Here is an 18,908-nt window from a genome sequence, read left to right on the forward strand (position 1 = left end):
CAGCCTGAACCGTTTCCTGACATATGAAGGATTTAGCTTTCGCCAGCAGAGTCAGAGCGGCCAAGGATGGTCTGCGGAATCCAGAAAGCCAAGGCAAAGAGGCCCAGGCAAACGGCCATCGGCCACGGGTTTTCCAGGCTGAGGAAGGACAGCGAGTAGATGGCGCCCAGGAAGAGCACAATCATGACCACGAACAGGACAATGCTTGTGCCGAGGTTGTTCTCTCGTTCAATGGGGGCACTTGTGGCGTTCTTGGACATTCATTCCTCCTCGGCCCCGCAGGGCTCAAAAATCCTTGGCGATTGCGGAAGCCTCAGTAAGCAGATGAACCTTGTTCACCCTTGACGATGGCAATTCCGGAACTCGCTCCGATACGTGTTGCACCAGCAGCAATCATAGCCTGTGCGTCAGCCAGGGAGCGCACTCCGCCCGAGGCTTTCACGCCCACGTCCGGTCCCACGGTCTTCCGCATCAAGGCAACGTCCTCAACCGTGGCGCCCCCACCGTTGAATCCGGTGGAGGTCTTGACGAAGTCCGCTCCTGCTTCTACGGCTGCTTCGCAGGCGATGACCTTCTGCTCATCGCTCAGCATGGACGTCTCGATGATGACTTTCAGGATGGCCTCACCCGTGTGGACGGTGTCGGCCACGGCCTTGATGTCGTCCACCAACGCGCCCTTGTCGTTGGCGCGGGCCGCTGCCATGTTGATCACCATGTCGATTTCATCGGCACCGTCGAGCACGGCGCCGCGAGCCTCGAAGGCCTTGACGTCGCTGGGCGTGGCACCCAGGGGGAAGCCGATGACCGAGCAGGTCAACACGCCGGAGCCTTTGAGGGCCTTGGTGACGGTTTTGACCCAGATCGGGTTCACGCACACTGACTTGAATTTATACTCGACGGCTTCAGCGCACACCTTGAGGACATCGGCCTCGCTGGCCTCCGGCTTCAACAGCGTGTGGTCGATGTAGGAGGCGATATTCGCAGGAGCTCCGGCTTGGTTGCTCATGGGGTCCTTCCGTGCAGGGCGTGGCCGGCCTGGGTGGCCGCAGGGTTGTCACTGCCCGTCAAAGGACCATCTTGCCACATGGGACGAGGGCTGTTGGGGGTTGTCCACATAGGTCGATTCGGGCCTTATGAGGCCTACTGCGGGCTGGAACAGTTGGGGTATGGAGCAGATTCGGGCGGGGCAAGCGGTCACTGCGGTCGCGGCAGCCCCGGTGGTTGCCGGGGCTTCGGTGCGGGATGTCCTGGCGCTCCTGGGTGCCGTCCGTCTCGGTACCGTCAGCGGAGAACTGATCGATCAGCTCCGAGGTTTGGAGGATCTGAAGTCGGCCATTACGGGTTTGCAGGCGCGGATAGCTGTGGCCTTCGATCTCGCGCAACGGCAGGAACACGCTGCGGCGGGTGTGCCTGTGTCTGAGCGCGGCCAGGGGGTAGGTGCTCAGGTGGCGTTGGCGCGGAGGGAGTCCCCTCACCGTGGCTTCCGGCTGTTGGGATTGGCGAAAGCGTTGGTGGTGGAGATGCCCCGCACCCTGGCCGCCCTGGAATCGGGCCAGCTCAACGAGTGGCGCGCCACGCTGCTGGTGAAAGAGACGGCGTGTTTGTCTGTGGAGGACCGGTGCGCGGTGGATGAAGAACTCGCCCCCGACACCGGAACGTTCGAGGGCAAAGGCGACCGGTCCATCATCGCGGCCGTGAAAGCTGCCGCGTACCGGCGCGACCCACGCTCCGTCGCGCAGCGGGCGAGCCATGCCGCGAGCGAACGCACCGTCAGTCTGCGCCCGGCACCGGACACCATGACCTACCTCACGGCACTGCTGCCCGTCGCCCAAGGCGTGGCCGCGTATGCTGCGCTCATCCGGGCCGCCGACACCGCCCGCTCCACCGGCGATCCCTGAACCCGTGGGCAGGTCATGGCCGACACCCTCATCGAACGCGCCATCGGTACACCCGGCGGGATCGCCGGGATCAACCTGGACCTCGTCATGACCGACCGGACCTTGTTTCAGGGCGACAGTGAACCAGCCCGCCTCAAAGGCTACGGAATCGTCCCCGCCGAATGGGCCAGAACACTCCTCTGCGCCGGCAACCAGACCCCAAACAGGCAGGAGCGTGCGGGAGTGCAGGAACCAAGGCTTGGGTTTCAAGCCACGGGTGCGCAGGAACCAAGGCTGGGGCTTCAAGCCACGGGTGCGCAGGATGATGAGTTCACCGTGTGGCTGCGCCGGCTCTACACAGCACCCGGAACGGGCGAGCTGCTGAGCATGGACTCCAAAGCCCGGCTCTTCCCACCACGACTCAGACGCTTCATTGAAACCCGGGACGATACCTGCCGCACCCCGTACTGCGACGCGCCCATCCGCCACATCGACCACATCATCCCCTGGCACACAGGCGGGGTTACCACCCTGACCAACGGCGCCGGCCTCTGCGAAGCCTGCAACCACAGCAAAGAAAACCCCGGCTGGACCACCAAAACCAAGACCATGCCCGGTGGCAGGCACACCCTCGAAATCCGCACACCCACCGGCCATAGCTACATATCCAAAGCCCCACCTTTGCCGGGGCACCCTCCGGCGGTTGGGCCAGCAAAGCCGCTTGGTCCGTCGAGGGCGGTTGGTCCACTGAAGGCTAAAGCGTCCTCAACATTTTCAAACCGAGCATGACGAGTCCTTGCAGCTGCCTGGCTAGGCAGCCAGCGGAACCCGCTGATCGGTGGCGCCGAGCGGACCCAGCAGCATGCCGGAGGCGCACAGCATTGCCGACGATTCGGCAGACAGGAGGAGACCCAAACGGAGGTTGTCGCAGGATGCAGCATCCCCGATTGCCCAGATGCCCGGGACGGAGGTGGCGAGGTCGCGCCCTACGGCGATGCCGCCGTCGGACGCTATCTGGAGTCCGGCGCTCTCGGCGAGGTCGTTACGGGCGGTGCGTTCCTCGGCCAGCACCACGAGGTCGCCGTTCATGCTGCTGCCGTCCTCGAAGAGGATGCCCGTGGCGGGGAGCGCAGAACCCGCAGTTGCGGGGACGACGGCGGTCGGGCGGAGGGTGGTGCGGACGGGGCGGACTCCGCGGGCCCGGAGCACTGCCTCAGCCTGGCCCGCAGCCGGACCGTTGCCCACGAGGATACCCAGCGGGCGGCGGCCTACCACCCGGGTGACATCCTTGACGGCTTCGCCGATGTTCGCGGCGTCATCGATGGTGGAGTAGCTAAGTCCGGATTCGGAGCCGGCCACCGGGGGCAGGACTGGGGCGGAGCCTGTCGCGATGACCAGTTGGTCGTAAGCGAACTCCATGCCGTCCACTGTGGTGACGATCTTGGCGTCGGCGTCGATGAAGCTGGCCGCCTGTCCAAAGCGGACCGAGACCTGGGGAAGTTCAGCGAGCTCCAAGAGAGCGTCCGGGCAATCATCGCGGTTGCTGAGCAGAGTGATGGTGCCGTCGAAGGCACGCTGCCGGGTGTCGGACGTGCCGGCCAGCCGCCGCACCAAAGCCTGGGCCGCGGGGCCTGCGCCTGCGATGACTACGTGGAGGGAGACTGCGGACGGGGTGGCGGACATGTTTGGCCCTTTCGCTGATGACCTGCTTGGTGCTGTTGATCATCAGCGTAAAGGGCCGGTTTTTCGTAGGTGTTTCCCCACTGTTGCCATCTTTGGCTGATCCGTAGCACGGCGTTTACCCGCCGGTAATAACGTGCGTCACATCTGGGCGTTGAGGCGGGTGCCAGGTAGTGATTCAGGACGGGGTTTCAGCACCTATTCAGTACCGGCGCAGCAGTTCGCGGAAGCCATTCCCGGCGAAGCCCGCCACGGCCTGGGCGCGGTCCACGAATCCATGGGCGCCCACGGGTTCCACGGAGGCCAGCAGCCCGGCAGCGTCGGCCAAACTCATGGTCAGGTCCGCGGACAGCCCGCCAACGCTGAGCCGGGCAACTCTCGAATCAGCCCAGGCGTCCGGTCCGGGGTCGTCCCGCAAGGTACGCGTCAGAGCCACGTCCTGCCACCCGCCGTCGAGCCTTATCCGTGCATGGTAAGTGACGGTGTCACCGGTGGCCTCCACCCGCCCGTCGGCCAGGAACGCGCGCCCGAACCGGCGGTGTTCCAGATAGCCGCTGAGCTGGGGTGATTCGGCACCAAGCACCGAGGGCAGCACGACGGCCGCACGGAATGTTAGGGGTGAACCGTCCAATTCGCCGCGGAGGGTGTCGTTAAAACGGACTCCCGGGGCGGGCTCGGTCATCGCTGTGCAGCTGGAATCCTTAGCCACACCAGCCGGAACCATGGCGTCGAGGTATTTGCGGGCATCCCGGTAGCCCATGCCGATCAGGGTATCGGCGTCGACCCTGCCCAGGTAGAACTCCGGATCCAGGGGAAGCGGATGGTGTGGGCGCACCACATGCAGCACAAACTCACGTCCGGTGGCCGCTGCCGCTTCAAAGTCCGCCAGCAGTGCGCCCATGGCGCTCATCTCGATCATGTGGACGTACTGTTCCAGCGGACCATCGCCCCAGTACGGAGAGTTTCCGATGCACCAGATAAGCCACACCTCGTCGGCGCCCCGCCGCAGTGCTTCGGCCACATTGGCGTCCCTGACCCAGACCGCGTCCGTCCAGATCTTTCCGTCGCGGCGCAGTGGCGTCAGGAAGATGGGAAGTGACATGCCCGCAGCCATGAGTTGGGCGTCAACTGCGGTGGCGTCAAGTGCGTGACAGCGCTTTTCGGTGAACTCCACCACGTTGAAGGAACCCTCGACGGCGCCCGGTTCCGCCGCGCGGGAACGGATGGTGGCGTCGTCGATGCCGAGCGCGGGAAAGACCTTGTTGAGGATGCCGTCGGCGTCTCCGATGGCGGGAAGGGACCATGGCCCCTTCAGGTAGTCGCCCAACGGCAACGCCGAGCCGAAATCCTTAACGTCCACCCCGGACCATAGGCTGCACATCTCCTCCGGCGATGCCCCGGAGAGCAGCATTCCGGCGGTCAGTATCCCACCGGAGGTCCCATCCACGTGCTGGAATTCCAGGCCCTCCTCGGCGAGCGCTTTCACCACCCCAGCCTGCCAGGCCACGCGCATGCCACCGCCGGCCAGGACCAGGGACCGTTTCATCCGGCGAGACCGTTGGCGGCCGGCACCGCGCTGATGCGGCGCCAGTAGATGAAGAGGAGGACCGCCGTCGCGAGGTCGAAAAAGGCGACCAGCAGCGCAAGGGGTGAGAAGACCCCGCTGAGTACTCCGATGCCGACGGCCCCGAAGGCTCCGGTTTTTTGCACGCCGGACCAGAGCACCACTTCGGCTGAGGGGACGGTGTTGAGCAGTGTGTGGAGGAGGAGTCCACCCACCACCACCATGAACATGCCCACTGTCCCGAAGAGTTGGCGGGTTTCGGGGGTGGAGTCGGCGCCGATCAATTGGAGGACAGGTCCGCCGAACGGAACCTGCACGGCGCCGGTCAGGACGGTGATGATGGCGATCACGGCGAGGACGGCCCGGAGCGGATCCGCTGCAGCCCAGGCCACGGTTCCGGGCGGATGTGTCTTCGGTGCCCGGGCGGGATGTCCTGGTCTGGCGGGCTGGTGCGCGGTCATGCGAAGGACTCCAGCAGCCGTCCGCGGTCCACCAGAAGCCATACCATGGCCGCCCACGTCAGGGTGGAGACGTAGAAGCGGATGTCATTGAGCATCATCCAGCGTTTGAGCAAACTGCGCAGTTCGGTGTCGTCTGCGAAGTCGCCACCCCGGATCCGGACGTTGATGGGGATGATGATGCCTTGGCCAACCCAGGTCAGGACGATGATGCCCACCAGGCAGATGATGGCGGGGATGACGCGGATGGTGCCCCATTCGGACCAGACCAGGATGCCGCCGGAGATGAACATGATGGGGACCACGATGGTGAAGAACTTGGTGGCGGCCCGGGTGGGGATTCCAAAGTGCATGTCCACGTTGTCGCGGGCCAGCGATTCCCAGGTGGGGTAGAGGAAGAACTTGAGGACCCACATGGTGCCCACGTACATGGTGGCTCCGAAAAGGAAGTAGAGGGCGTTGATGAGGAGGAGCCAGTTCATTGGGCACCGCCGGACGCGGGGAAGGTGCCCGTCCCGGGATCAGCAGTTCCGGGTATCCGGCTGCGGTCGGGCGGGGCCAGCCATTCCTGCCCTTGGCCGAGGTTTACGACGCTGTCCATCATGTCCCCACCACGCAGGGCCACAGCCTCCAGCTGGGTGGGAGCCGTGAGGAACCAGGCTTCGTAGTGATCGTCCAGGACGCCGTGGGCTTGCGGCAGCCAGGCGGTGAATACCGGTTTGCTCTCCACGTGCAGGTTCTTTAAAGGCTCGACGCCGGGCGCGTCACCGAGGATGAGGCGCGCCTTCGCCTGGGATCCGAGGGCGATATCCCCGGTGGCCTCAAAGTAGATGTCCGATTTCCAAAGCATGTTGCGGAACACGCAGTAGTTGGACGCGGCCAGTTTGAGGGGGAGTCCGAGGGGCTCGGGGCGTTCGATCTCGATGTAGCAACCCAGCTGTCCGTCCTTGTCGTATTGCGCGGACACGGAGGTGTCGGTCACGACGAAGTCCAGGTTTGCCTGGTGCTTGGGCATGCCCCAAATTCCTTTGCCGCCCTTGACGGAGACTTCCGAACTGACGGGGAGGTCCACCACGAACTGGCCCAGCTTGAACGTCTTCTGGAAGATCAGCGGGAGAATGGGCGGCGCCGGCCTGTTGCCGTGGGTGATGGCGATGGCGAGGGAGTATTCGATGTACTTCCCGATGTCCGTGGATTTGTAGTTCACCACTGTCACCACCAGCAGCCCTTTGCCGCCCAGGCTGAACGGCCGCATCTCGGAACCTGGCAATGCCGCAGCTGCAGCACGTTTGTTGATGGGGAAGGCGGCCATGAGCACGGGGGAATCGTCGGAGTTGACCGGCATGACGTACTTGATCCCGTCGGCGAAGGCATGCTGGCCGCGGAGCCGCTCCTGCCGTCGCGGGACAGGAGACGGCATGAGTTTGAGCAAGGGCGTGGCCAGCTCGGTGAGTGTTTTCATGGCTTGGGCTCCTGGGCTGGGCTGGTTTCCTTGTGTGGGCTGGCTTCTTGGGCTGGGCTGGTTTGCAGGGTTCCGTTGAGCTCCTGCACGATGACCGGAAAAGTGTCCTGCCAGGCGTGGTCGCCAAAGAAGACGTCCAAATGGCCGTAGCCGGGGATGAGGTGGAGCGAGTCCTTGCCGGGGCGGTGTTCCTGGAAGAACCTGAAGGTTCGTTGCTGGCTTTCGGGCAGGAAGCACAGGTTGTCCATGCCGGCGATGAAGGCGAAGCGGGCATCGGTCTGTGGAGCTTCGGCCACAAAGTTGTCGGGCAGTTCCGGGTGGTCGCCGGCGGCCACCATGTGTCCGGCTTTGATGCTGCGGCCCATTTCCTCGAAGAATGTCACAGGCACCTCGGCGAACTCGCCGCTGAGCCATTGGTGAGTGGCGTCGTCCAGGTTTTCGTGGGACCAGAGGGCCGGGCGGCCACTGCCGTAGGTGAAGCTGACCATTTTGCAGACGGTGTTGTCGCATTCGTGGTGCGTGGCTTTCACCAGGCCCCGGATGGCCCGGGTGAAGTAGCCCTGCGATTTGTATCCCCATGAGGGCGACAGGTACGGGGTGAACATTTTGACTATGGGCGTCAGATAGTCGATCTTGAGCCGTGAGAACGCAGGAACCACCGGGTGCAGGGAGACGGCGTTGGAAACGATGGTGTCCACCTGAGGCAAGAGCCCCGCAACGGCGGACATGGTGAACGACGTGGAGCCCTGGCAGTGGATCACGGCCTTCATGGTGTCGGCGCCGGTGGCACGCAGGACGTGCTCGACGGCGGCAGGATGGTCGTACACGGCGGCGTCGGCCAGCGTCCAGGACAGCGGATCAAGGTCAATGGAAGCCCGCCAATTCAGCATCCACACGTCCCACCCGTCTTCGAGGAGCACATCCACGATGGTGGTCCTGACCGGCGGCCGGAACAATTCTGCCCTGACGCCGGAACCGTGGACAAGGATCACGGGCCCTTTGGTGGCCTCTGCGGGCGACGTGACGTGGACCAGGCTGAGCGGTGTGTTGTCCCGGGCACGGAGGGGGATGACCTCGGTCCTGTGCTCGGCACGGGTGATGATCATGGTGTGGTGCCTTTCCGTGTGATGGTGATGGGGTGTTCCAGCAGCCGCACGGCGGGCAGGCCGTCGACGGGAACCAGCCTCGCGCCGTCGTCGTCGGTTGCCAGCTGCCAGTCCCGGCTGACGGTGTCCACCATCAACGGGTAGATGGTGAGGTTGCCGTCGGGGGTGAGATGGATGCGGAGGAATCCCTTGTGGTCCTCGATCGATTGGCCGGACATCTTCCAGGACGACACCTCGCCGCTGGGCGTGGCCAGAATGTACAAGGCGAAGGCCTCGCTGCCCAGCGCCCAGCCGCCTAGATGCACCAACGCGAGGGCCAGGAACAGGATCACGAAGTCCGGCCAGCCGTCCGGCCATGGAATCAGGATCACGACGGCGGCACTCACCGCCAGCGCCGACAGTTGATAGAGCGCGCCGCGGGCAAAGACCACAATGCCTGCTGTGGTCAGGCCCAGCACACGTGCAAGAAGGGCAAGGACGGCGAGCAGCAGGGGCATGGCCAGCACCAAGGCGCCCAGCAACAACGGTGTGTTCCCGTGCGTCAGGCTCCGCACACTGTCAATGAACGATTCTCCGCGGAAGGCGCTGAAAACTGTCCACAGTGTCAGAGCGGCGATGACGTGCACGATGCCCAACGACAATCCGAAGCCAGGGTTGCGGACGGGTAGCCAGTGCGGGGACAGGGGATTGGCCAGGCGGGGGCCCAACAGCCGGGAGTCGGAGGGGCCGGGGTAGATGGCGGGCATGCGGGTGAAGCGGCGCGCCGCCGGCGTTTGTTGGGCGTCCCGTACCCCGGCAGATTCTCCAGGAGCAGCCGATGGCGCGGGCAGCACCAGGTCCTCGGGCAGCCAGTGGGCATCGGAAAGGTACGCCCCGCCCAGTCCGCAGGTGATCATCTGTGTTCTGGTGGGGTCCGGGGGCATGTTCCGGGCCTCGCCGGGCGCCCGCTGTTCGTAGCGGGAGTAGTGGTGCAGATCGCCGGTGAGCCACAGCCGGACGCTGGCTCCGGTGGCTTGGAAGAGGCCGGTCTGCGGATCGAAACGACGGCGCAGGTAGTCCTGCTCGAAGAAGTTCACTTGCCGGAACTCGTTGATCCCGGGCTTGGCCGCGTCAACCCAGAAGGGCGCGGCGACGCACAGAATAATGGCATCTCCGGGTTGCAGCTGGAGGGTGACATTCCGGTAGAAGTAATCCAGCTGTGGTTCGTCGATGTACTGGCCAAGCTGGCTGTCCAGCCCCAGCAGCCACCACCCGGGTGTGCCCTTCCTGCCCGCACCCGGGGATTCACCCGTGAGCCGGACTGCGAAGTAGCTGCGGGTCTGGATGGTCCGCCATCCGCCGATGTTCCGTTGCCGGGTAAACAACCGGATGAACGAGGTAAGGCCGTCGTACCAGTCGTGGTTCCCTGGTAAGGCGAGCATGATGGCAGGGGGGTTGATCCCCTGGGGCAGTGCCATTCGGTAGGGGCCGGCCATCCGATTCTCATACGCCGCAGGTGACGCCACCGGGTACACCTCGTCCCCGCCCAGGACCAGTACCTTGCCACGGGGGAGTTCATGCCCTTCCACGGCCAGGGACTCCTGTGCCAGCAGGGACGCCACCGTGTACGTGGAGTCGAAGCCATCGCCCAGGTCTGCTGTGTAGTCCAGCCAGAGTTCAGCCGCGGCAGGGCCGCCGGCGGCGCGGTCATCCTCCAGCTCACGCTCCGCCTCCAGTTCACGCTCCGCCTCCAGTTCAGCGGGGGAGGGAAGGCCCCGGTTGCTGACCGGGGGTTGCGCCGGTTGGCCCGGAACAGGGAGTTTGTCCAGGCGCAAGGGGTCCGCCGGGAAACTGCCCTCAAGTTCACGTTTGTCGCCGAAATCGGCGAACACAGTGGCCGCGGCAACTTTCAACGCAGTCCTGGCCAACGACATCGGCGAGAGCCAACGGACGGCTCCCTGGGGAGTGAAACCCAGGACGGCGTGGTGTTGCGCGAGCTCCCGGCTTTTCATCGCTTGTGCGTGAGTGGGAAGGGGACATGCCTGGGTGCATGGCCATAGACCCGCCACAGCTCGCCGGCAAACAGTTTGCCAAACGCCGCCAGGCCGGCTGCCGGTGCAGGGCCTTCTGCCCAGAAGGTGGTGAGTTGCTTGGCGAAGTCCAGTGGTCGGATGAAGAGGATTCCCGCTCCGAAAATGCCTTCCCCGCCGGCCCCCGACGCTTCGCCGGCACCCGACGCCCCGCCGGTACCCGACGCCCCGCCGGCACCCGGTGGCACATGCCCGCGCAGGATCGTGGCGTACAGCGTAGTGGTATCCGGCCAGACGTCGAAGCCCGCCTCGTTATGGATGAGCTTGTGGCCGGTGAACGTGAAGGGCGTTCCCCCGGGGTCCCGCAACCACAGCCGGTAGAGCATGCGTCTGGCCGGGGCGCCGGCAGTGGCTGAGTCCTCAACAAACAGGTTGAACCAGCCACGTTCCACCGGCATCCGCCCGCCGAAGTAGTCCGCCAACACATAACCTTCAGCCCTGGCGGGATGGTTGGGATCGGCCACGAACGCGTCAATGTCCTCCGCGGTGATGGTCAACTCGAACATGATCTTCCGGCTACGGTCACGGCCCAGGCTTCGACCCTTCTCCGGATCAGTGACCCCGGGGCTGAACCAACCGTGCATCTGTTCGGTGAAACGCACCGAGGTGGCGTCACTACCGCCCGTTGCGTCGCCGGGCGCCCCCAAGCCGCGGCTCGCCGTCGACGGTCTTCCAGCCACAGCGCTCGCAGGCTGCTCCTCCTGTGCGCCTTTGCCCTTGGTCGCGTCCGGCGCCAGTGCCCGCGGAGCCAAGGCACCGACGTCGACGACGGCGCCCGCAGCCTCGTGCTCAACGGTCACCGTGTCGCTGGGGCTGATTTCCCTGTGCGCGTTTCCTTCCGGCCTGTTGTCCCGGTGGCCGGTACGCACGCCCGCCTCAAGGATGTGCGCGCAGGTGCGCTCGGCGAAAGCGGCGATGGTCAGTGAAGGGTTTGCGCCCACCGGCCCCGGCATCGCAGCCCCGTCAACCACGTACATGCCCGGGTATCCAAATACCTCGCCGTACGAATCGCAGACCGCTTCGCCGGGGTGCCGGCCGGAGGGGGCCCCGCCGATCGGGTGGACGGTGATGACGCGCTTTGCCCACCAAAGCGGGTTGTCGATGAAGTCGCCGTCCAGGTCCTTGGAGATCGATTCCATGGTTTCGCGGACGCGGCCGAAATACTCCTTTGAGGTGGCCATGGTCCAGGCGATGGCGAGCCGTCCGTCGCGAAGTGTCATGACGCCGTCGGGAATGTCCCTGCCCATGCCGAGCAAAGGCACTGAACTGGACGACAATCGCCCGTCCCCCAAGGCCGCGGCAAGGTCGGCGGAGACGTTGGACCGGCCGGCGTCGAACAGCCTGTCCTTGAAGAGCTGCCCCGCGACCTTGGCGGTGCGCTTGATGGTGGTCCGCAGCTGGGCGGTTTCGATGAGCCAGTTCATGAAGGCCGGATACCCGGCGTCCTCCACGTAGTAGCCGCGACCGTCGCCGTCGTCGTCGTTCGAATCCGGAACCCGGACCGCCGTGGTGATCACCGGGCCCTTGCTGCCGGCCAGCGTGCGGATGCCGGGGCGTGAGCCATTGGTGGGGGGAGTCTTGGCGCCCATGATGAAGGTCAGGAGGTCGCCGTTGCCGCTGAAACGGGTGCCCAGAGCATTGCTGAGGGCGGGGAGCGAGCCGCGGTTGCGGAGCAGGAGGAAGTTGGTGCCAAATGTGCCGGCGCCCAGGATGAGCGTGCGGCAGTGGATGATGCGCTCGGTGAGCAGCTCGCCATGTTTATCGGGGTGGTGCACCACATACCGGACCTCGTAGCCTGCACCGCCCGTACCGCCACCGTCCGTCCCGTTGGCGAGAGGTCGGATGCCGCGTACGTCATGGTAGGTGCGGACATCGGCGCCTTTGAAAGCGGCGGCGGAGACGTAATTGTGGTCCAGGGTGTTCTTTGCGCCCGCGTTGCAGCCGATGTCGCATTCACCGCTGAGGGTGCAGGTGGTCCGTACGGTATTGGGGCCGTGGACGCTGCCGTAGCTGGGCAGGGGGAGCGCCTGGTTGGTGCGCGGTTCCTGGCCAGGGCCCGCCGCGAACGTGACGGCGATGGGCGGCCGGGAGATGGAGAGTCCAAGGTTGGCGGCGGACTTTTCCATGGCCATGGTCTTGGCGGTGTCCTTATAGGGGTAAGGCACCGGCTGGAGCATCGCTTCGGCGGCATCATAGAAAGGGTCAAGGTCGGCCCGGGTGAACGGCCAGTTTTCGTAACCACCGCCCGGGACAGGTGACTCGTTGACGAACCATTTTTCGTCTTTGCGAAGCAGCACGTTGGCATAGATCAGGGAGCCGCCACCGAGGCCACTGGACACCAGCCCCTCAGTGCCACGGAACGTCCAGGCGTCGAAGAGCCCATACAAGCCACGGTCTGGATCCCAGAAGTTCCTGCCCATCTCTGACGGCGAGCGCGCGAAGCTGCCAGGCGGGTACGGTTTGCCTCGCTCCATGAGGACCACGGATTGTCCCGCCTCGGCCAGGCGAAGGGCAGCCACCGATCCTCCGAAACCCGAGCCCACCACCACGGCGTCTACTTTTTCGATGCCACCGGCCAGGTGGCGTAGTGGATCAGGAGCGGGTTCAATCCCCGCATCCCCACTGTTCCCGGTCCCCAGACGACCCATGGCCGTTCCTCTCAGAGGAGAGCTGACAACATAGCTGCGATCGACGGCGCCGGGCGTGGCCGGGCGATGCCTCCGCGGACTATGGGCCTTATGTTCCCACCGGGCAGGGGATCTGTAAATGAGGTGGAGTAACCCGGTTTGCCCGGCGCTTAGTGGGTGGTGATGCGGGTATACACCATGTCAAAGTCGTGTTCCAGCGGGCCGCCGGGGTAGGTTCCGCGTTCCAGACGGGCGTTGATGGTGTTCCCGTCCTCACTGAAGCGGCCAACAAAGCGCTGGGGCCAGTCAGGTCCGTCCCGGAAAAGGGTCCACACACGGTTTCTCAAGGTCATGTCATAGATCCGTGCGACGCCGCGCGAATCGAAGTAGTGCTGCTGGAAAGTGCCGTCCGAGCCGGTGGCACCGATGATGCTCACCGCGTTGGGATACTCGGGCCGTCGGACCGTGGAACGTTGGATGAGGAAGCCTCCGCTTTCCAGCCATTCGAACGTGGTCCGGCCAGGGGCTTCGAGGCCCTCGATGGACGTTTCCCATTCACCGACGAGGATGTTCAACTGCTCCAACGTGGGTCTTGGATCCTGTGCCATGGCGGCCCTCTCTTCGCGTCTTCGCGGATGTGAACACGATCAGCGTAGGGCTGCTCGGTTCCGGAGCATAGGGGCAAAGCATGAGCTTGGAGAATCGATCGAAAGTTGCTGTGGTCAGGTGTTGGGAGGGCGCCGCTCGTTGGGGCCGCCGTCGAGCTTGTTGCGTCGGCACCTAGGCACGCCGGAAGGCCGGTGGCAGGATTGGCGCATGAGCCTGGTCACCTGCGATCTCACCGTGTCCCTTGATGGTTTTGTTGCCGGACCCAACCAGTCCCTTGAGCAGCCCTTGGGGGAAGGCGGCGAAAGCCTGCACCGCTGGCAGTTCGAGGAAGCTGAGGCGAATGCCACTGAGGTGGCCGGCATCTTGGAAGCCGGCGCGTACATCATGGGCAGGAATATGTATGCCGGCCCGGGCCCTGACGCTTGGGACCCGGATTGGCGTGGATGGTGGGGCGAGGAGCCGCCATATCACGCACCGGTTTTCGTGCTGACTCATCATGCTCGGGAGCCCTTGGAGATGAAAGGCGGAACCACGTTCCATTTCGTCACGGACGGAATCGAGGCTGCACTGGACCGTGCCCGCGACGCTGCCGGCAGCAAGAACGTAGCCATCGCGGGCGGAGCGGAGACTGCGCGGCAGTTCCTCTCGACGGGGCTGATGGACGAGCTCCGGCTCCACATCTCACCGATCATTCTTGGCGGCGGCGAGCGGCTGCTGGACGGCGTCAGGGGTGTGCGCCTTGAACCTGCGGACGTGGGCGGTACCGGCCTGGTGACGCACGTACGGTATCGGGTGTTGCGCTAGCAGGACTGTCCCAATTCGGTCCTGGTCGGTCCACAGCGGGCAGGAACATTGTCGGTCACGCACTGTACACTCAAGTATCGAACATATATTCGAATAAAGGTGTGTTGTGGGCGTGATCGTCGGCCCCCGCGTGATAGATGCGGGCTTTTCCCTGATGTCGGTACTGCTGGCTCCCATTCCGGTGGCGGCAGGGTACCCATCGCCCGCGCAGGATTACTTTGATGGCCGGATCGATCTCAATGAGCACCTGATCAAGGATGTCACCAGCACTTTCGTGGTGCGGGTGACGGGTCAATCCATGGAGGGTGCCGGGATCAGTGACGGTGACGAGTTGATCGTTAACCGGGCTCTGGAGCCCAAGGACGGGTCCGTCGTCGTAGCCGTCCTGGATGGCGAGCTGACCATCAAGAGGCTCCGCGTCACTCCGTCGGGCGTGGTGCTTCAGGCAGACAATCCCAACTATCCGGACATTCGGGTGCCCGCCCTGTCAGAGCTGACCATCTGGGGCGTGGCTACCACGTGCCTGCATCACATTTAGCTGCTGGCCGGCGGTGGTGCCGTCGAGTTGCGGACCACCAGTTGCGGTGTGAGCCGCCTGTCGGCGATGGGTGCTTCCGGGTTGCTGAGCCGCTCCAGGGCCACTGTTCCGGCGATCTGCCCCAACTCGACAGCGTGAAGGTCAACGGAGGTGAGGTCGATGCCGTGGAGCCCCGAGGTTCGCGAATTGTCGTAGCCCACCAGCGACAGATCGGAAGGGACCGCGAGGCCCCTGGCGTACGCGGCCTCGCGCGCCCCCAAGGCGAGTTGGTCGTTATGGGTGAAGATCGCGGTCGGTCGGTGGGTCATGCCCAGGAGTTCGTCGGCCGCGCGCCTGCCGGCGTCTTGGGTGAAGTCCGCAGCGGCCAGCGTGAGCGGCTTCAGTCCGGCGTCGCGCATGGTTTTTGCATAACTTTGCCTGCGGGCGGTGTGGCCGTCGTACACCGGGCCCGCCAAGTGGGCGATCCTTGTGTGGCCCAGGCCAATGAGGTGCTCGGTGGCGGCGCGGGCGCCGGCGTCGTCATCGGAGTAGACGCTGTCCACCCCCTCCATCGGGCGGGTGACGCTGACCAGCGGAACGATCCTGGCCAACTCCTGCACCCGATGATCGGTGTCCAGCAGGGTCGCGGCGATGATGATTCCCACGCGGGCCTCTATCAGCGACTCGAGGGCGCCCTGGTCCTCACCGTCGCTGGATCGCGAGACGCTGAGGATGAGCCTGTTGCGGTCCTGCGGCAGTGCCGTGCGGACGCCGCTGAGGATGTCGGCGTAGACCTCGTTGCGGATATCCATGAGGTAGAGGCCGACGGCGGAGCGGTGCTTGCGAGCCAAATCGGCAGCTACTGCGTTGGGTCGGTAGCCCAGACGCTTGGCGGCGTCGAAGATGGCCTGTTTGGTTTCACCGCTGACCCCAGGCGCGCCGCGGAAGGCAAAAGAGACAAGTGTTCGGGAGACGCCGACTTCGCGGGCGACGTCGCTTTGCGTGGCGGAACGATGGCGGTGGTCGGAAACCATGTCCTCATCTTCCCATGGTGGTGAATCATGAAATTAAGTCATTTGTCAGTTTGACCTTACATTTAAGCCTTTCGCGCGTTAGTCTCTATGGAGAGCGGGTGGGTATGACCCGCACCACACTGACAAAGGAGTCCTGATGTCTTCGACGCAAACGCAGCGGGGAGGCGCCCCCGGCGTTTCGCTCCCTCCGCTGACCAATGGCCCGCACAGAAAGCGCCTGGGGCTCGTTGCCCTGGTGGCCACATTTGGAGGCCTGCTGTTCGGTTATGACACTGGTGTCATCAACGGCGCACTGAGGCCCATGACGGTCGATCTCGCCCTGACACCCCTGACGGAAGGAGTCGTCACCAGCTCACTCTTGTTTGGAGCTGCTGCCGGGGCGGTTGGGGGAGGGCGCTTGTCCGACGGCTGGGGCCGGCGGAAGACCATCATCCTGCTCGCTGTCCTGTTCCTGGCCGGAACCCTTGCCTGCGTCTTTGCGCCGAACTTTGAGGTAATGGTTTTGGGCCGGGTCATCCTGGGTCTTGCCGTGGGTGGAGCTGCCACAGTGGTGCCCGTCTTCCTTGCAGAGCTTGCACCCTACGAGATCCGCGGCTCACTGGCCGGGCGGAACGAGCTCATGATCGTCATTGGCCAACTGGCGGCGTTCGTGGTCAATGCCATCATCGGCAACGTCTGGGGCGAGTTCGGCGGAGTGTGGCGCATTATGCTTGCCGTCGCTGCATTGCCTGCAATTGCACTGTTCTTCGGAATGCTGCGGATGCCGGAGTCGCCGCGCTGGCTGATCTCCAAGGGACGTTGGGAAGAAGCGCTGGTAGTCCTCAAGACCATCCGTTCCGAGGAGCGTGCCGAAGCTGAAATGGCTGATGTAAAACACCTTGCCGACGAAGAACGCGCTTCCAAGGCCACCTCGTGGGGTGCCCTGAAGGACAAGTGGATCCTGCGCATCATTCTGGTGGGTATCGGCCTGGGGGTTGCCCAGCAGCTGACGGGTATCAACTCGATCATGTACTACGGCCAGTCCGTGCTGGTCGAAGCTGGTTTTGACTCCAACGCGGCCCTGATCGCCAATATTGCCCCCGGCGTCATTGCGGTGGTTGGCGGCGTGATTGCCCTGACGCTCATGCAACGGGTCAACCGCAGGACCACATTGCTCCTTGGGTTCACCCTGACAACTGTTTGCCATTTCCTGATCGGCATCGCCTCGATCGTCCTGCCTGTGGGCAACGCTGCGCGCCCGTTCGTCATCCTGTTCCTGGTGGTCGCGTTCGTCGGCTCCATGCAGACGTTCCTGAACATCGCTGTGTGGGTGATGCTGTCCGAGATTTTCCCGTTGCACGTGCGTGGCTTCGCCATCGGATTATCAGTGTTCTGCCTCTGGATCGCCAACGCGCTGCTCGGTCTCTTCTTCCCGACGCTGGTTGCCGGTGTGGGAATCACCGGTACGTTCTTCCTCTTCGGGGTGGTGGGAATCGCGGCCCTGATCTTCATCTACACCCAGGTTCCCGAAACCCGCGGACGCACCCTGGAAGCGCTTGAGGAAGATGTCACTACGGGCGCCATCTACCTGGTGCACAAGAAGGAATCGTCTGGAGTTTCCTAGCTTTTCTGTCGATACTGCGCCCCGTCCTCCGGACTTTTCCACATTCCGGCGGACGGGGCGCTTTGTTGTCGGAGGTAGGCGATACAGTTGAACCATTCGAATATATGTTCGAATCAGCGGCGTGTCCTGCGCGGAGTATGCGGGTGTGCGTGCTAGCAACGAACTCAGGGAGAATGATGTCCAAGCCAGCCCTCATGCATCACATGCAGGAGATCGCCCATGTGGATATCAACTGTTTCTATGCATCGGCGGAGAGGGCTTTCAACCCTGCGCTGGAGGGTAAGCCACTTATCGTGCTGTCAAACAATGACGGTTGCGCCGTGACCAGGTCGCCGGAAGCCAAGAAGTTGGGCATCGGGTTGGGAGAGCCGTGGTTCAAGCTTGCTCCACGAGCCAAGGAATGGGGGCTGATTGCGCTCTCCAGCAACTACGAGCTGTACGGCGATATCAGCTCCCGGGTCATGGAGCTTCTGGCCCGGTACTCAGCGTGGCAGGAGGTGTATTCCATCGACGAAGCGTTTCTTGGGGTGAAAGGGAAACCCGAAGACCTGTTGGAGCTGGGGCGCACCATCAAGGTTGCCTGCCAACGGCATGTGGGGGTCCCTGTCTGCGTCGGAATCGCGCCCACCAAAACCTTGGCCAAGCTCGCCAACAAATGGGCCAAGCACAACCCGGTTTTCAATGGTGTGTGCCGCTGGGACTCCATTCCCGCAGAGGAACGCCAAGCCCTCATGGCACGGCTGTCCGTTATTGAAATCTGGGGTGTGGCAACCCGGCTCACCAAGCGGCTGAATGCCATGGGGATCTTCTCGATCCTGGACCTGGTCCGCGCCGACCCCATCGCTTTGCGGGACAAATTCTCCATCGTCATGATGCGAACGGTCCTGGAGCTCCAGGGCACACCGTGCATCCCCATGGAAGAAGAAAGGATCGGCCGGGACCAGCTGATTTTCTCCCGTTCGTTTTCCACGCCGATTACCACCACGGAGCAGTTGCGGCAGGTGCTCAGCGTCTATGGCCAGATGGCCAGTGCCAGGCTGGCAAAGCATGGCCTTCAAGCCAAACTGCTGACGGCCTTTGCGGCCACATCGGTCTACAACCCCCATGACAAATCCTTCCCCACGGTCACCGTCAGGCTGCCCATGCCCACTGCGGACCCCGTGCTCCTGACCAAAGCCGCACACGCACTGGTGCCCAAAATCCAGGAAGGCGTGAAATACGCCAAAGCAGGGATCATGGTCACGGACCTCCGTCCCAGCGGCAACCAGAAACCGCTGGAGATCTTCGAGAACCGGCACGAGGAGCGCGGGATTGGCCCACTGCTGGAGCAAGTCAGCAAAAGATATGGCCGCGGCTCCATCGGGCTTGGCCACGCAGGCATCAAAGGCGGCCCGGACTGGACCATGAAACGTGACATGCTCAGCCCCCGCTACACCACCAACTGGGACGAACTTCCCCTGGTGAAGGCGGCGTAGCGTGGCGGAGGACGGAGCGTCGG

The 18,908-nt window shown here is 64.0% G+C and carries 16 protein-coding genes and 1 pseudogene; 5 read left to right on the forward strand and 12 right to left on the reverse strand.

Features of this window, described 5'->3' with window-relative positions; all coding sequences use genetic code 11:
* Positions 1-32: 32 nt before the first annotated feature.
* Both BLW08_RS02120 and deoC read right to left on the reverse strand, forming a co-directional pair.
* Positions 33-260 carry a hypothetical protein gene (locus BLW08_RS02120; protein WP_090819661.1) on the reverse strand — a complete coding sequence of 76 codons (228 nt, stop codon included), beginning with the start codon at positions 258-260 and terminating at the stop codon, positions 33-35.
* Between the two features lie 53 nt (positions 261-313).
* Positions 314-1,006, reverse strand: coding sequence for a deoxyribose-phosphate aldolase (deoC, locus tag BLW08_RS02125; RefSeq protein ID WP_091323098.1), 693 nt, complete (start codon positions 1,004-1,006; stop codon positions 314-316).
* Positions 1,007-1,166: 160 nt separating this feature from the next.
* Here deoC and BLW08_RS02130 point away from each other — a divergent pair.
* Positions 1,167-2,666 (forward strand): annotated as a pseudogene (locus BLW08_RS02130) (HNH endonuclease).
* Between the two features lie 21 nt (positions 2,667-2,687).
* Here BLW08_RS02130 and BLW08_RS02135 read toward each other — a convergent pair.
* The 9 genes from BLW08_RS02135 to BLW08_RS02175 form a co-directional block, all read right to left on the reverse strand.
* Positions 2,688-3,560, reverse strand: coding sequence for an FAD-dependent oxidoreductase (locus tag BLW08_RS02135; RefSeq protein ID WP_090819655.1), 873 nt, complete (start codon positions 3,558-3,560; stop codon positions 2,688-2,690).
* Positions 3,561-3,759: 199 nt separating this feature from the next.
* Positions 3,760-5,103 (reverse strand): patatin-like phospholipase family protein, encoded by a 1,344-nt coding sequence (locus tag BLW08_RS02140; protein WP_091323099.1) that lies wholly within the window; start codon positions 5,101-5,103, stop codon positions 3,760-3,762.
* Positions 5,100-5,582, reverse strand: coding sequence for a hypothetical protein (locus tag BLW08_RS02145; RefSeq protein WP_254779626.1), 483 nt, complete (start codon positions 5,580-5,582; stop codon positions 5,100-5,102). Before BLW08_RS02145 ends, BLW08_RS02140 begins: the two co-directional genes overlap by 4 nt.
* Positions 5,579-6,061, reverse strand: coding sequence for a DUF1772 domain-containing protein (locus tag BLW08_RS02150; RefSeq protein WP_091323101.1), 483 nt, complete (start codon positions 6,059-6,061; stop codon positions 5,579-5,581). Before BLW08_RS02150 ends, BLW08_RS02145 begins: the two co-directional genes overlap by 4 nt.
* Complete coding sequence (locus tag BLW08_RS02155; protein WP_090819646.1) at positions 6,058-7,041, reverse strand: acetoacetate decarboxylase family protein; 984 nt, start codon at positions 7,039-7,041, stop codon at positions 6,058-6,060. The genes BLW08_RS02150 and BLW08_RS02155 overlap by 4 nt, the downstream gene beginning before the upstream one ends.
* Positions 7,038-8,147: an alpha/beta hydrolase gene (locus BLW08_RS02160; protein WP_254779628.1), complete on the reverse strand. Its 1,110-nt coding sequence runs from the start codon at positions 8,145-8,147 to the stop codon at positions 7,038-7,040. The genes BLW08_RS02155 and BLW08_RS02160 overlap by 4 nt, the downstream gene beginning before the upstream one ends.
* Positions 8,144-10,138, reverse strand: a complete 1,995-nt coding sequence (locus BLW08_RS02165; protein WP_091323104.1) for a hypothetical protein — start codon at positions 10,136-10,138, stop codon at positions 8,144-8,146. Before BLW08_RS02165 ends, BLW08_RS02160 begins: the two co-directional genes overlap by 4 nt.
* A complete protein-coding gene (locus tag BLW08_RS02170; RefSeq protein ID WP_091323105.1) occupies positions 10,135-12,864 on the reverse strand; it encodes a GMC family oxidoreductase in 2,730 nt (909 codons plus the stop codon). Before BLW08_RS02170 ends, BLW08_RS02165 begins: the two co-directional genes overlap by 4 nt.
* Positions 12,865-13,013: 149 nt before the next feature.
* A complete protein-coding gene (locus BLW08_RS02175) occupies positions 13,014-13,451 on the reverse strand; it encodes a hypothetical protein (protein ID WP_091323107.1) in 438 nt (145 codons plus the stop codon).
* A 208-nt stretch (positions 13,452-13,659) separates the two neighbouring features.
* On the opposite strand from BLW08_RS02175, the gene BLW08_RS02180 reads away from it, so the two are divergent.
* Complete coding sequence (locus BLW08_RS02180; RefSeq protein WP_091323109.1) at positions 13,660-14,256, forward strand: dihydrofolate reductase family protein; 597 nt, start codon at positions 13,660-13,662, stop codon at positions 14,254-14,256.
* 106 nt (positions 14,257-14,362) lie between these two features.
* Positions 14,363-14,794 carry a LexA family protein gene (locus tag BLW08_RS02185; protein ID WP_090819633.1) on the forward strand — a complete coding sequence of 144 codons (432 nt, stop codon included), beginning with the start codon at positions 14,363-14,365 and terminating at the stop codon, positions 14,792-14,794.
* Here BLW08_RS02185 and BLW08_RS02190 read toward each other — a convergent pair.
* Positions 14,791-15,807 carry a LacI family DNA-binding transcriptional regulator gene (locus BLW08_RS02190; RefSeq protein WP_091323111.1) on the reverse strand — a complete coding sequence of 339 codons (1,017 nt, stop codon included), beginning with the start codon at positions 15,805-15,807 and terminating at the stop codon, positions 14,791-14,793. The genes BLW08_RS02185 and BLW08_RS02190 overlap by 4 nt on opposite strands.
* Before the next feature lie 136 nt (positions 15,808-15,943).
* Here BLW08_RS02190 and BLW08_RS02195 point away from each other — a divergent pair, with 136 nt between their 5' ends.
* Both BLW08_RS02195 and BLW08_RS02200 read left to right on the forward strand, forming a co-directional pair.
* Positions 15,944-17,410 (forward strand): sugar porter family MFS transporter, encoded by a 1,467-nt coding sequence (locus BLW08_RS02195; protein WP_091323113.1) that lies wholly within the window; start codon positions 15,944-15,946, stop codon positions 17,408-17,410.
* Positions 17,411-17,586: 176 nt separating this feature from the next.
* Entirely contained in the window at positions 17,587-18,885 is a 1,299-nt protein-coding gene (locus tag BLW08_RS02200; RefSeq protein WP_090819627.1) for a Y-family DNA polymerase, read from the forward strand.
* Positions 18,886-18,908 lie beyond the last annotated feature (23 nt).

It is taken from the genome of Arthrobacter sp. cf158, assembly GCF_900106835.1.
Classification (GTDB): domain Bacteria; phylum Actinomycetota; class Actinomycetes; order Actinomycetales; family Micrococcaceae; genus Arthrobacter.